Raw genomic sequence first — 12420 nt, forward strand, 5'->3', positions numbered from 1 at the left:
GTCGGGCGAACTGAAGATCGACGTCGCCTTCATCGCCGCGCCGGCGGCGGATGCGTGCGGCAACCTCAACGGCACGGACGGCCCGTCGGCCTGCGGCACGCTAGGCTACGCGATGGTCGATGCCGCACACGCGCGCTGCGTGGTCGCGGTCACCGACAACCTTGTCCCGTTTCCCGCATCACCCGCCGATATCACACAGGACCAGGTGGACCTAGTGGTGAGGGTCGACGCAATCGGTAATCCGGCAGGCATTGTGTCTGGCACCACACGCGCCACATCGGACCCGATGGGCCTGAAAATCGCCGCCACGGCCGGGCAGGTGATCGCTGCTTCCGGCCTGCTGGCGGACGGCTTTTCGTTCCAGACCGGCGCCGGCGGAATTTCGCTCGCAGTGGCCGCCGAGGTGCGCACGCTGATGCATGCACGCGGGATTCGCGGAAGCTTCGCATCGGGCGGGATCACCGGCTACATCGTGGACATGCTGGACGAAGGATTGTTCAATGCCTTGCTCGATGTGCAGTGCTTCGACCTGAAAGCCGTTGCGTCCTACCGCTGCAATCCCTCCCATCTCTGCATGTCGGCGTCGATGTACGCCAATCCGCATGCACGCGGCGCGGTGGTCGAACAGCTGGACGTGATGGTGCTCGGCGCCGCGGAAATCGACCTCGACTTCAATGTCAACGTCGCGACCGGTTCGGACGGCGTCATCATCGGCGGGTCTGGCGGGCATGCGGATGCGGCGGCGGGCGCGAAACTGGCGATGGTCACCACGAAGCTCAATGCCGGCGGATTTGCGAAGATCGTCGATCGGGTCACGACCGTCACCACGCCCGGCGAGACGGTCGACGTGCTGGTCACGGAGGAGGGCGTGGCGGTCAATCCACGCCGTGCGGACCTGCGAGAGCGCTTGCTGGCGCATGGCGTGCGCGTGGTGGAGATCGGTGCTTTGCGTAAGGTTGCGAGCGCCCGGGCTACGACCGATGCGCTGATCGCTGCCGGAGGTGGGCGCGTCGTCGCGGTCGTCGAATACAGGGACGGCACGGTCATCGATGTGGTGCGCCAGTCCTTAAGCTGAGAATGAGGCCCCCTTCCGAAAAATCAGATTGTCGCGATGACACGGCTGATGGACACTTATCCCATATTCCGATAATCCATCAGGGAAGAAAAGTGACTCGACAAGTAATCCGTTTGCGACCCCACGGCGCGATGCGCTTCGCCGACATCCGTCACTACCGGCTGCCGCTGGCTGCCTATGTTTCGATCCTGCATCGTGCCAGCGGTGCAATGATGTTTGTGCTGTTGCCCTTCGTGCTGTTCCTGCTCGAAAAGAGCCTGACGTCGGAAATCTCCTTCGAATACTTCAAGGGCTTCACATCCAACTGGTTCGTCAAGCTCGTTATCCTGGCCCTGGTCTGGGCTTACCTGCACCATTTCTGCGCCGGTATCCGCCACCTGTTGATGGACGTACACGTTGGCGTGGACAAGGAAAGCGGCCGCAAGTCGGCAGTTGCCGTGCTCGCCATCAGCCTGCCTATCGCCGCGCTGGTCGCCCTGAAACTGTTCGGAGTTTTCTAACATGGCAAACAACAACATCGGACCGAAGCGCCTGGTCGTCGGCGCGCATTACGGCCTGCGTGACTGGCTGGCGCAGCGCGCCACCGCGCTCGTCATGCTCGCGTACACGGTCATCCTGCTCGTGTCCTTCCTCACCGCCAGCAACTTCAGCTATGAAGGCTGGGCCGGCCTGTTCTCCCGCCAGTGGTTCAAGATGGCGACGTTCGTGACCATCCTCGCGCTGCTGTATCACGCATGGGTTGGTTTCCGCGAAATCGTGATGGACTACGTGACCAAGTCCGTCGGACTGCGTCTGGCGTTTTATGTTGCCGCTATCCTGTGGCTGATCGGTTGCGCAGGCTGGGCCGCGCAGATTATCTGGAGAATGTAATCGTGGCAGCAATCAAGCAAAAGCTTCCCGTCCGCCGTTTTGATGCCGTGATCGTCGGTGCCGGCGGTTCCGGCATGCGCGCTTCCCTGCAACTGGCGGAAGCAGGCCTCAACGTCGCGGTACTGTCCAAGGTGTTCCCGACCCGCTCGCACACCGTTGCCGCGCAAGGCGGTATCGGCGCTTCGCTGGGCAATATGTCCGAGGACAACTGGTACTGGCACATGTTCGATACCGTCAAGGGTTCGGACTACCTGGGTGACCAGGACGCGATCGAATTCATGTGCCGCGAGGCACCGAAGGTCGTGTACGAACTCGAACACTTCGGCATGCCCTTCGACCGTAACCCTGACGGCACGATTTACCAGCGCCCGATCGGCGGGCACACCGCCAACTTCGGCGAAAAGCCGGTCGCACGCGCGTGCGCCGCCGCCGACCGCACCGGCCATGCGCTGCTGCACACGCTCTATCAACGCAATGTGCAGGCACGGACCCACTTCTTCGTCGAGTGGATGGCAATCGACCTCATCCGCGACCAGGATGGCGATGTGCTCGGCGTCGTCGCGCTGGAAATGGAAACCGGCGAGGTCCTGATTCTGCAGGCCAAGACGACGATCCTCGCGACCGGCGGCGCCGGGCGCATCTGGTCGGCGTCGACCAATGCGTTCATCAACACCGGCGACGGTCCTGGCATGGCGGCGCGCGCAGGCCTGCCGCTGCAGGACATGGAGTTCTGGCAGTTCCACCCGACCGGGGTATCCGGCGCGGGTGTGCTGATCAGCGAAGGCGTTCGTGGCGAGGGCGGCATCCTGATCAATGCCAACGGCGAACGCTTCATGGAACGATACGCACCAACGCTGAAGGACCTGGCGCCGCGCGACTTCGTGTCCCGCTCGATGGACCAGGAAATCAAGGAAGGCCGCGGCTGCGGACCGAACAAGGATCATGTGCTGCTAGACCTGCGCCACATCGGCGCCGACACCATCAAGAAGCGCCTGCCGTCGATCCTCGAAATCGGCCACAAGTTCGCCAACGTCGACGCGACCAGGGACGCGATTCCAGTCGTGCCGACCATCCACTACCAGATGGGCGGCATCCCGACCAATATCCACGGGCAAGTCATCATGCCAAAGAATGGCGGGCAGGAGATCGTCAATGGCCTGTATGCCATCGGCGAATGCGGCTGCATTTCGGTGCACGGCGCAAACCGCCTCGGCACCAATTCGCTGCTCGACCTTCTGGTATTCGGCAAGGCGTCCGGCGAGCACATCGTGCGGTCGAAACTCAAGGAAAAAAGCCACAAGCCTTTGTCCGAAGACGGCGCCGACCTGGCGCTGTCCCACCTCGCCCGCCTCGAAACATCGACCGGCTCCGAGCGCGTGCAGGATGTCGCGAATGCGATCCGCTCCACGATGCAGCAGCACTGCGGCGTGTTCCGCACCGACGAATTGATGCAGGAAGGCGTCAGGAAAATCGTCGAACTGGACGAGCGCCGCAAGTACGTTTCATTCAAGGACAAGTCGAAGGTATTCAACACCGCGCGCATGGAAGCGATCGAGCTGGACAACCTGATTGAGAACGCAAAGGCGAGCATCGTGTCGGCGGCCGCGCGCAAGGAATCGCGCGGCGCGCATGCGCACCGCGACTTCCCCGAGCGCGACGATGCCAACTGGACGAAGCACACGCTGTGGTTCGCCGAAGGCAATCGCCTCGACTACAAGCCGGTCAACACCCAGCCGCTGACCGTGGAAACCTTCATGCCCAAGGCACGTACTTTCTAAGGGGCGGACATGCCGCGTACTCTGAAATTCTCTATTTACCGCTACGATCCGGACAAGGACGAGAAGCCCTACATGCAGGACCTGACGGTGACCCTGCAGGACACCGACAAGATGCTGTTGGACGCGCTCCAGCGCATCAAGGCCGACGTCGACGACTCGCTGGCGCTGCGCCGCTCCTGCCGTGAAGGCGTGTGCGGTTCCGACGCGATGAACATCAACGGCAAGAACGGCCTGGCCTGTACCACCAACCTGAACGAACTGACCGAACCGATCGTGCTGCGCCCGCTGCCGGGCCTGCCGGTTATCCGCGACCTGATCGTGGACATGACCCAGTTCTTCAAGCAGTACCACTCCATCAAGCCGTACCTGATCAACGACACCATTCCTCCGGAGAAGGAGCGTCTGCAATCCCCGGCTGAACGCGAAGAACTTGACGGCGTCTATGAGTGTATTCTGTGCGCCTGCTGCTCGACCTCCTGCCCGTCGTTCTGGTGGAACCCGGACAAGTTCGTCGGCCCGGCCGGCCTGCTGCAGGCGTACCGCTTCATCGCCGACAGCCGTGACCAGGCAACCAGTGAGCGCCTGGACAACCTGGAAGATCCGTACCGCCTGTTCCGTTGCCACACGATCATGAATTGCGTCGATGTCTGCCCGAAGGGGCTGAACCCGACGCGCGCGATCGGCAAGATCAAGGAACTGATGCTCAGGCGCGCGGCGTAGCATGAATACGGACGACGCAGGGGCATTCCCGCTCGATAACCCCGCGCTGGAAAGCATGGGCGTGCGCATCACCGCATGGCGCACGGACCATGTCGAACTCGAACTGCTGCTGTTGCCAACCATGCGCAACCGCAGCGGCGTGGTACATGGCGGCACCATCTGCGCGTTGCTCGATGCGGCGACCGGCTACGCCGGCCTGTTTTCGCCGCCGGGTGAAGAGCCTTTGCATGCGGTCACGCTGTCGCTGACTTCGAACTTCCTGAGCAATGGCACAGGCACGCGGCTGAGCGCGACCGGCACGGTCGAGAAGAAAGGACGGTCCATTTACTTTTCGCGGGCCGAGGTCTGGCTGGATGGCGAGACGCTAGTGGCGACCGGCGTTGCTACAATGAAGTACCTCGCGCAAAGCAACGGGAAGCCGCGAGGCAACTGACAGAGCCGGTTGCGCAAATGGCAATTCACTTCGACCTCACCGATGTCCGCCTGTTCGTCAATATTGCCGAGACCAACAGCCTGACGAAGGGGGCGGAGCGCACCCACATGTCCTTGCCGTCGGCCAGCAACCGCATCAAGAACATCGAGGATAACCTCGGCATCAAACTGCTGTTCCGGACTTCGCAGGGGGTGACACTGTCCCCACCGGGCCAGACCTACCTGCATCACGCTCGGCTGGTCCTGGCGCAGCTCGAACGATGCCGCGGCGACCTCCAGGATTACTCGATGGGAGCACGAAGATGTGCTTGAGCGAATGCAGAGACGGATGAATGCCCGACCGGAGTTGGCCATGATACGCCGCTGCACCGTTGAGCATCCGTTCGGCACCTTGAAGGCATGGATGGGCGCCACGCACTTCCTGACCAAGACGCTACCGAAGGTGCGAACCGAGATGAGCCTTCATGTTCTGGCGTATAACATGAAGCGAATGATGAAAATCATTGGAGTTCATCGACTGATTGCGGCTGTGGCAGGATAGGTAGTATTTATTTCAGCACGCAGGACGTGCTTTAGGAGGCGGCCAACTCTCTAAGAGATCGCTAACGCGTTATCACACGGCCTCGGTCGACTGCTCCATATCTTGCCGCCCGGTCGACAGGCTGAAAGGGAGCTGAAAGCGGCCTGTCCCCCAAGAACGCGGACCAGGTACACCCGGCCAGTAGCGGTCAGTGAAGGACCCGCCTGATCCCTGTTTGCCTTGGTGATTGCGGAGGCCGGACTGAGGTGTCGGTCAAGTGAAACCAGCGACAGCATGAGGGACATACGGGGCCTCAAGCATGGCCACTTCGTCCGCAGTCAGTCTGATCGAAAGCGCAGCAATCGCATCGTCGATATGGTTCGGCTTCGATGCACCGATGATGGGTGCCGAGACCATTTGCTTGTTCAAAACCCACGCCAAGGCGATCTGAGCGCGCGGCACGCCGCGGTTCCGAGCGACTGTTGCGACTGCTTCGGCAACTTTCCGGTCGGCTTCAATGGTTGCTTCGTATAGGCCGCGGCCAAAAGCATCGGTAGTCTGGCGTTCACTGGAGTCATCCCAGTCCCGCGTGAGGCGGCCGCGTGCCAAGGGGCTCCATGGGATGACGCCGACTCCCATGTCTTGGCACAGCGGCAGCATTTCGCGCTCTTCTTCCCGATACAGCAGGTTCAAGTGATTTTGCATGGAGACGAAGCGAGACCAGCCATTCGTTTCCGCAATGTACTGGGCCTTTGCAAACTGCCATGCGTACATGGACGACGCACCGATGTACCGCGCCTTCCCACTCTTAACTATGTCGTGCAGCGCTTCCATCGTCTCTTCAATTGGCGTCTGATCATCCCAGCGATGGATCTGGTAGAGATCGACATAATCCGTGCCCAAGCGCCGCAGGCTGGCATCGACCTCCTGGAAAATGGCTTTCCGGGATAGCCCCGCGCCATTCGGACCTGCCCGCATCCGACCATGGACTTTGGTGGCAATGACGACTTCCTCGCGTGGAATCAACTGCTTGAGCGCACGGCCCACGATCTCTTCAGAGGTGCCGTCGGAATACACATTGGCTGTATCAAAGAAATTGATGCCACTCTCGATCGCCTGTCGCAGGAGAGGAACACTGCGCTCTTCATCCAGCGTCCAGGGATGCGGGCCGCGGTCCGGGACGCCATAGGTCATGCATCCTAGGCAGATCCTCGATATCTCCAAACCAGTCGTACCCAGCCGTTTCGTTTCCATATATTCTCCTGTCGATAGCGCCACCGACTTGGTGGCCCGAATTGCCGCCATCTGTCATCGCGTCGGCGAGGGCTTCAACCAACATAGGACGGCACATACACCCGTGGAGTGAGCATGCTGCAACCAAGTCAATAAGCTTGGCGGCGACTTGGCAGCGCCACTAACTGGCATGCTCGAGATGCTAAGGGGCTTTGCTCCCGGTCGTCGGTCGCAGCACAGGCGGCACTGGAGCCGTCCTCGCGGAACCCCAACACCTCGAGGACACGCGCGCTGAGCCAGGCATTGCGCAGGTGGTAGTCCCGCCATTCCGGATACGCTGCTGCGTTGCTCCGCTCGCTTCTGACGTCACGTGCCAACGCATCGATCAGCGCCTGACGTTCGTACTGAAACAGGTGATCGCCTCGATAGACCACGCCTTGCTCCTTGGTTCGATTTACTGATGGCTACGGAGCGGACGCGGTTGATGCCCGGTAGTGGCGTCAGCCTGCAGGACCAGATCGACTCCTGTCGCGCCAAGGCCGCCTCGGTCCGCCCCGTGCCTGTTGCATGCCGTCGCTCTAACGGCATCCAAGACATCATTTGCCGCTCTTCTCGGCGAGTGCTTCGATCAGCTTGGTTGCGAGTTCTTTGTCGGATTGCGGATTCTGCCCCGTGATGAGTTCGCGGTCGCGCACCACATAGCTCTTCCATTCCGGGCCATTGGAGACCTGGCCGCCGGCCGCTTTCAATGCGTCGGCCACGTAGAACGGCACGTTGCCATGCAGGACTTCCTTTTCGATGATGTACTCTTCGGCGTTCGAAAAAATCGTCATCTTGTAGCCGTCATAGATCCAATTCTTGGCAGAGCCTTTCGCCTTTTCTGTGCCGCTTGCGACAAGCGCAGCGCGGTAGTCTTTCGACTGCGGCAAAGCGGCAAGCGCTGCAATCGGCCCATGGCACAGGAAGGCGGTCGGTTTGCCCTGAGCGTGAAAGCGTTGCAGGATCTTGCCCAAGTCCGCGTCCTGCATCAGGTCGTTCATTGGGGCATGCCCGCCCGGAACATACACCGCGACGAAGTCGTCGAGCTTTGCGGCGGCCTGTTTAAGGGTGATGGGCTTTTGCATGCTCGGGTACGAGGCGACAAACTGCAAGGCCCGGTCGAGCTCTGCCTGGTTATCGAACAGCTCAACCTGCACCGACGTCTTGTCCATGACTGGCTTTTTTCCGGTCGGTGTTGCTATAACGACGTCGTAACCTTCATCGATGAGGCGTTGAGCCGGGACGTAAAGTTCGTCAAGGTAAAAACCGGTCGGGTCTTTCTTCCCGTCCTTCAGCACCAACGTATCTGTGCTCGATGCGACGAGCAACACGCGCGGCTTATTGCTGGGGCCGGCTTGTGCCGAGACCATGAAGACCGAACTAATGAGGGAGGCTGCGAGAAGTTTTTTCATGTCTTGCTCCGTAGAGGTGAAGTTATCGCTTGGAGATTCGAAAGGCGGGGATCACATGCCTTGCTTGGTCGGCATGATGGTGATCTGCTGGAGATTCACATGCCTGGGCTGGCTGACGAGGAAGCCGACGGCTTCTGCGACGTCTTCCGGCTGAAGGAACTCGATGGTTTTCTCAGCTTGCGCCAACCAGTCCTTGGCGCCCTGGAAGGTCACATGGCCTTGCAGCTCGGTGGCCACGATGCCGGGCTCGATCATCGAGACACGGATGTTTTTCTGCCCCAGTTCCACACGTAGATTACGGGTCAAGTGGCTGACATAGGCCTTCGTGGCCGTGTAGACCGAAAAGTACGGATAAACGTATTGTGCGGCGATCGACGACGTATTGATCAGGTCAACGGTCGCGCCTTCCTCGGCGGCCGCGACGAGCTGGGGGATAAATGCGTGGATGACGCGCATGACGCCGGTGACGTTCAGGTCGATCTGGCGTTCCCACTCGGCCAATTTACGCTCGTCAATTGCGCCGGGCAGCATCGCGCCTGCGTTGTTAAAGATCAGGTCGACGTGCCCGAACCGCGCTTTCACTGTCTCGGCGGCGGCATCGACCGCAGCCTGGTCGGTGACGTCGACGCCAAGCGCGATCGCTTCACCGCCGCTCAGCGTTATCTGCTGCACCGCTTTATCCAACGTCTCTTTGCGACGGGCAACCAACGCGACCTTGGCGCCGCGACCGGCCAGCAGCTTTGCCGTGGCCAAGCCGATGCCGCTCGACGCGCCGGTGACGATGGCTACGCGTCCAACGAGGTTTCCATTACGCACGCTCATCCTTAACTCCTTGAAAAAGAAAATGACAAGTGCATCGTATCGGCCGCCTGAAAGGACCGGTAGTTGCATGTAGGATCATTCATTGACAACCGAAAGGTTGATAACCGCAGGCCTTAAGCTAGGGTTTAATGCGGCATACCTTGGGGAATCTGCAATGAACGAAATCCGCGCCATCACGATCTTTGTGCAAGTCGCCCGCCTTGGAAGCTTCAACCAGGTGGCTCTCGATCAGGGCATGACCGTGCAAGCCGTCAGTAAGACCATCCGGCAGCTGGAAAGCCATTTGGGCATCCGCCTGTTCCATCGCACCACGCGCAACAACACGCTGACCGAAGACGGCCAGCGATTCTTGGAGGCGGTGGTTCCACAGCTGGAGGGATTGCAGCGCGTACTCGCCGGTACGCGCCAAGAAGTGGGGGAGGAGCAAGGGCTGATTCGAATCACCGCCGCGCATCCAGTGGGGCGGAAGGTGCTACTGCCCATCCTGAGCGAGTTCCACGCGCTCTACCCGGGGATCGAGGTGGAACTGATCCTGGAAGAGAAGTTTTCCGACCTGGTCGCGCAGAGGATTGATGTCGGCTTTCGTGCCGGGCCGTCGCCGGAAACGCAGGTCATCACACGCCGGCTCTTTCCCATTCAGGACATTCCGTGTGCCTCACCGGCTTACTTGCGGCAGGCGGGCATGCCTAAGAGCATTGACGCACTCACGGGCCACCGATGTACCGGGTATCGCAGTCCATCGACCGGCAAGCTGCTGCCTTGGGAGTTCAAGATCAATGGCCAGATCGAGTATCGGAATATCTCGCCGGTATTCAGCACGAATGATCCGGAGGCGGAGATGGAAGCCGTGATTGCCGGTTTCGGGATTGGCTTAATCGATAGCGTCAATGCCGTGCCGCGAATCCGCTCTGGCCACTTGGTGCCGCTCTTTAGTGACAACGTGAGCGATCGCCGCGGACTGCACCTGTACTACCTCCAGCGCGAGAATATGCCGCGCCGGGTACGGCTATTTATCGACTTCTCCGTCGCCAGATTGTTGGATAGCCACGCGCACTGCATGAGCACCACAGAGCTGAAGGAGTACGAGGCTGCCTTTACCGGTTGTCCTTGAAATTGTTTTCAGTTCAGGCCAGAAGCGTTGGTTCAATACGCCACGATAGGTCGCGAATTTGCGCCAGGCCGATGCAATGTCGCCTTAGGGTCGATTTCCGCCCGTCAACTGAATTCCTGAAACGACCGTTCTTTCCAGCATTCCGGCCATTGATACAGACTAAAACTTCTGGCGCACGACAGAGTAGGGGACAAGACGGCCGGCCTTTCCCCAACGCCAATGCCCATCTCAGGTGCCAATGGGCGGCACCACATCCGGCGCGTGAGTGGAACGCTGATCCGCGAGGCAGTCACCGGGGCTCAATGGGCTGGAAATTCTACTTTCTGGCGGCCTGAAAAATCTCGCCAATACCCTCGGACGCGCACAAGTGAAGAAGGGGTTGAATAATCGACATTATAACGCTAATGTCATATTTCAAAAGAGAAGAATTGGATAATTAACGTATTACGTTATATTATCAATCCATTTCCTGCCTTTTCCCGCTGCCATGACCACGTCCGAACCCAATGAAAAGCAGCTACTCGCCGACATCGACGCGCTGCGCAGCCAGTTCCCGCAAACCCAGGACCTGTACCGCGAAGTCTGCGTGTTGCTGTTCTTTAGGTACGGACTCACGCCGACCACCAACAAGCTGTACCAGCTGGTGCGCAAGGGCAGTATGAGCGCGCCGGCCGAGGCGCTCAACAAGTTCTGGGAAGATCTGCGGGACAAGAGCCGGGTGCGGATCGAGCACCCAGACTTGCCGGAATCGCTGAAGACGGCCGCCGGCGAACTTGTCGCGACGCTGTGGTCATCAGCGCAGGGCGCCGCGCAGGACGGGTTGGAGACGTTGCGCAGCGAGGCACAGGCGCAAGTCGCGGAAGCCAGGCAGGCACAGGCAACCGCGGAAGCGGATCGGGATACGGCACGGGCGTCGCATGCGCGGGCGCGTCAAACGCTGGAGCAGGCACATATCAGGGTTGGTGAACTGGAACAGGCATTGGCCGCGCGCGACGCGACGATTGCCGCGATGGAAGGGCAGCTGCACGCTGCCCGAGGTGAAAACGCCGGGTTGCTGCAGAAACTGGATGACGCCAGGAGGGATTTCGGACTGGAACTTGAGAAAGTGCGGACATCCGCGAGTCTTGCCGAAGAACGATTCCGCGCAGCCGAGGCGCGTGCATTGATGGAAATTGACCGTGAGCGAACCGCGGCCAGCAAGCTGCATAAGGAGATGGAAGGGTTACGCTCGAACGCCGAACAGGCGGCGGAGCGTCACCGCACCGAACTAGCATCCCTCCAGGAACAGCTCGGCAATTATCGGCAAAGAGCAGGGGAACTCGAGGGGAATCTAAAAGCGGTTACTGCAAGCCGCGATCTTGCAGTAGATGACTTGAGGGCGGCCCGGTCTCTGCTCGAGGATAAGCATGCGCAGAGTGTCCGCACCGAGAGTTTAGTCGCCGACTTGCGGTTGCAGGTGGAAGAAGCGCAACGCAAGATTGAGGAAGTCGGGAAAGCAAACAAGCCTTCCCGTACACCAAGGAAGCCGAAAGCTGTCCCGCAATAGTCCTCATTTTCACTTGCACGGCACCTAGGGGAAGCGTTGCAGCGCTTCAATGCCGTCGAAGTCAAATGTTCCGTTTTTTCATCAAATATTTGTATTCGACGAAATAAAGGAACATTCGCCTTCCACGCTCTCCAGTACCCACACTCAGCGCGTCCTCGATCTGGCCCGCCAGAAGGGACTGCTGCGCGCCAGCGATCTGGACGCCATCAGCGCGCCCCGGGTTGTCCTGACGCGCCTGACCGCAGCAGGTCTGCTTGAAAAGGTGGGGCACGGCTTGTATCGCCTGCCGGACGCACAGGTGTCGGAATTCGAGAGCCTCGGCGTCATTGCCACCAAGGTGCCTCAAGCGGTGTTCTGCACGCTCACGGCATTGCAATTTCATGACCTGACCACGCAACTGCCACGCCAAGTCTGGATCGCCATGCCTCGGGCAGCCATCCACCCCGTATCGACTACCCGCCCATCAAGATGCTCCAGTTCACGGGCAATGCCTACTCAACGGGCATTGAGGAAGTCGAACGCGACGGTGTCAAACTCCGTGTGTACAGTGCGGCCAAGACCGTGGCGGACTGCTTCAAGCATCGCAACAAGATCGGCCTGGATGTGGCGCTGGAGGCACTGAAGGACGCACGCACGCGCAGCAGGGCCACAGTCGACGATATCTGGCATTTCGCCAAGATCTGCCGCGAGGCCAACGTGATGCGCCCCTACCTGGAGAGCGTAGGATGAGTGCGCCCACGCCAAATATGGCGGCATCCGTTCGTGCCCGCCTGCTCAACCCCGCCAAGGCACAAGGCGTTGGACCAAGCGATCAAGGCCACCTTCGAAAGGCGGGGCATGGCGGGCCATGATGCACTGGCGG

General features: G+C 60.2%; 12 protein-coding genes and 3 pseudogenes. 11 read left to right on the forward strand and 4 right to left on the reverse strand.

Annotation, left to right across the window (positions count from 1 at the left end):
* The 8 genes and pseudogenes from AYR66_RS27490 to AYR66_RS27525 all read left to right on the forward strand — a co-directional run.
* The coding region (locus tag AYR66_RS27490; RefSeq protein WP_141104349.1) for a citrate lyase subunit alpha at positions 1-1075 on the forward strand (1075 nt) is incomplete at its 5' end.
* Positions 1076-1206: 131 nt separating this feature from the next.
* Positions 1207-1575 carry a succinate dehydrogenase, cytochrome b556 subunit gene (sdhC, locus tag AYR66_RS27495; RefSeq protein ID WP_088710716.1) on the forward strand — a complete coding sequence of 123 codons (369 nt, stop codon included), beginning with the start codon at positions 1207-1209 and terminating at the stop codon, positions 1573-1575.
* A gap of 1 nt (position 1576) precedes the next feature.
* Positions 1577-1945 (forward strand): succinate dehydrogenase, hydrophobic membrane anchor protein, encoded by a 369-nt coding sequence (gene sdhD, locus AYR66_RS27500; RefSeq protein WP_088710717.1) that lies wholly within the window; start codon positions 1577-1579, stop codon positions 1943-1945.
* Positions 1946-1947: 2 nt separating this feature from the next.
* Positions 1948-3723: a succinate dehydrogenase flavoprotein subunit gene (gene sdhA, locus AYR66_RS27505; protein WP_088710718.1), complete on the forward strand. Its 1776-nt coding sequence runs from the start codon at positions 1948-1950 to the stop codon at positions 3721-3723.
* Positions 3724-3732: 9 nt separating this feature from the next.
* A complete protein-coding gene (locus AYR66_RS27510; protein ID WP_088710719.1) occupies positions 3733-4443 on the forward strand; it encodes a succinate dehydrogenase iron-sulfur subunit in 711 nt (236 codons plus the stop codon).
* 1 nt (position 4444) lies between these two features.
* Positions 4445-4876 (forward strand): PaaI family thioesterase, encoded by a 432-nt coding sequence (locus AYR66_RS27515; protein WP_088710720.1) that lies wholly within the window; start codon positions 4445-4447, stop codon positions 4874-4876.
* 17 nt (positions 4877-4893) lie between these two features.
* Positions 4894-5175: pseudogene (locus AYR66_RS27520) on the forward strand (LysR family transcriptional regulator); the annotation flags it as partial.
* Positions 5153-5416: pseudogene (locus AYR66_RS27525) on the forward strand (transposase); the annotation flags it as partial. The pseudogenes AYR66_RS27520 and AYR66_RS27525, both read left to right, overlap by 23 nt.
* Positions 5417-5668: 252 nt before the next feature.
* On the opposite strand, the gene AYR66_RS27530 reads toward AYR66_RS27525, so the two are convergent.
* From AYR66_RS27530 to AYR66_RS27545, 4 genes are all read right to left on the reverse strand, one after another.
* Positions 5669-6649, reverse strand: a complete 981-nt coding sequence (locus AYR66_RS27530) for an aldo/keto reductase (protein ID WP_088710722.1) — start codon at positions 6647-6649, stop codon at positions 5669-5671.
* A 128-nt stretch (positions 6650-6777) separates the two neighbouring features.
* The gene (locus AYR66_RS28615) at positions 6778-7062 is read right to left on the reverse strand and encodes a hypothetical protein (protein ID WP_141104350.1); all 285 of its coding nucleotides are present in this window, start codon (positions 7060-7062) and stop codon (positions 6778-6780) included.
* A gap of 162 nt (positions 7063-7224) precedes the next feature.
* Complete coding sequence (locus AYR66_RS27540) at positions 7225-8079, reverse strand: type 1 glutamine amidotransferase domain-containing protein (protein WP_088710724.1); 855 nt, start codon at positions 8077-8079, stop codon at positions 7225-7227.
* 51 nt (positions 8080-8130) lie between these two features.
* The gene (locus AYR66_RS27545; protein ID WP_234815106.1) at positions 8131-8970 is read right to left on the reverse strand and encodes an SDR family oxidoreductase; all 840 of its coding nucleotides are present in this window, start codon (positions 8968-8970) and stop codon (positions 8131-8133) included.
* 85 nt (positions 8971-9055) lie between these two features.
* Between AYR66_RS27545 and AYR66_RS27550 the strand changes: the two genes are divergently transcribed.
* The 3 genes and pseudogenes from AYR66_RS27550 to AYR66_RS27560 all read left to right on the forward strand — a co-directional run bounded on the left by AYR66_RS27550 (position 9056) and on the right by AYR66_RS27560 (position 12287).
* The gene (locus AYR66_RS27550) at positions 9056-10012 is read left to right on the forward strand and encodes a LysR family transcriptional regulator (RefSeq protein WP_088710726.1); all 957 of its coding nucleotides are present in this window, start codon (positions 9056-9058) and stop codon (positions 10010-10012) included.
* A gap of 487 nt (positions 10013-10499) precedes the next feature.
* Complete coding sequence (locus tag AYR66_RS27555; RefSeq protein WP_088710727.1) at positions 10500-11558, forward strand: DNA-binding protein; 1059 nt, start codon at positions 10500-10502, stop codon at positions 11556-11558.
* Positions 11559-11661: 103 nt separating this feature from the next.
* Positions 11662-12287: pseudogene (locus AYR66_RS27560) on the forward strand (type IV toxin-antitoxin system AbiEi family antitoxin domain-containing protein).
* Positions 12288-12420 lie beyond the last annotated feature (133 nt).

It is taken from the genome of Noviherbaspirillum denitrificans (assembly GCF_002211445.1).
GTDB lineage: Bacteria > Pseudomonadota > Gammaproteobacteria > Burkholderiales > Burkholderiaceae_D > Noviherbaspirillum > Noviherbaspirillum denitrificans.

Excerpts from the sequence above, each read along its gene's own strand:
- AYR66_RS27515 (WP_088710720.1), top strand. The coding sequence starts at position 4,445 with ATGAATACGGACGACGCAGGGGCATTCCCGCTCGATAACCCCGCGCTG.
- AYR66_RS27530 (WP_088710722.1), bottom strand. The coding sequence starts at position 6,649 with ATGGAAACGAAACGGCTGGGTACGACTGGTTTGGAGATATCGAGGATC.
- AYR66_RS27510 (WP_088710719.1), top strand. The coding sequence starts at position 3,733 with ATGCCGCGTACTCTGAAATTCTCTATTTACCGCTACGATCCGGACAAG.
- AYR66_RS27540 (WP_088710724.1), bottom strand. The coding sequence starts at position 8,079 with ATGAAAAAACTTCTCGCAGCCTCCCTCATTAGTTCGGTCTTCATGGTC.
- AYR66_RS27545 (WP_234815106.1), bottom strand. The coding sequence starts at position 8,970 with ATGCAACTACCGGTCCTTTCAGGCGGCCGATACGATGCACTTGTCATT.
- AYR66_RS27555 (WP_088710727.1), top strand. The coding sequence starts at position 10,500 with ATGACCACGTCCGAACCCAATGAAAAGCAGCTACTCGCCGACATCGAC.
- AYR66_RS27550 (WP_088710726.1), top strand. The coding sequence starts at position 9,056 with ATGAACGAAATCCGCGCCATCACGATCTTTGTGCAAGTCGCCCGCCTT.
- sdhC (WP_088710716.1), top strand. The coding sequence starts at position 1,207 with ATGCGCTTCGCCGACATCCGTCACTACCGGCTGCCGCTGGCTGCCTAT.
- sdhD (WP_088710717.1), top strand. The coding sequence starts at position 1,577 with ATGGCAAACAACAACATCGGACCGAAGCGCCTGGTCGTCGGCGCGCAT.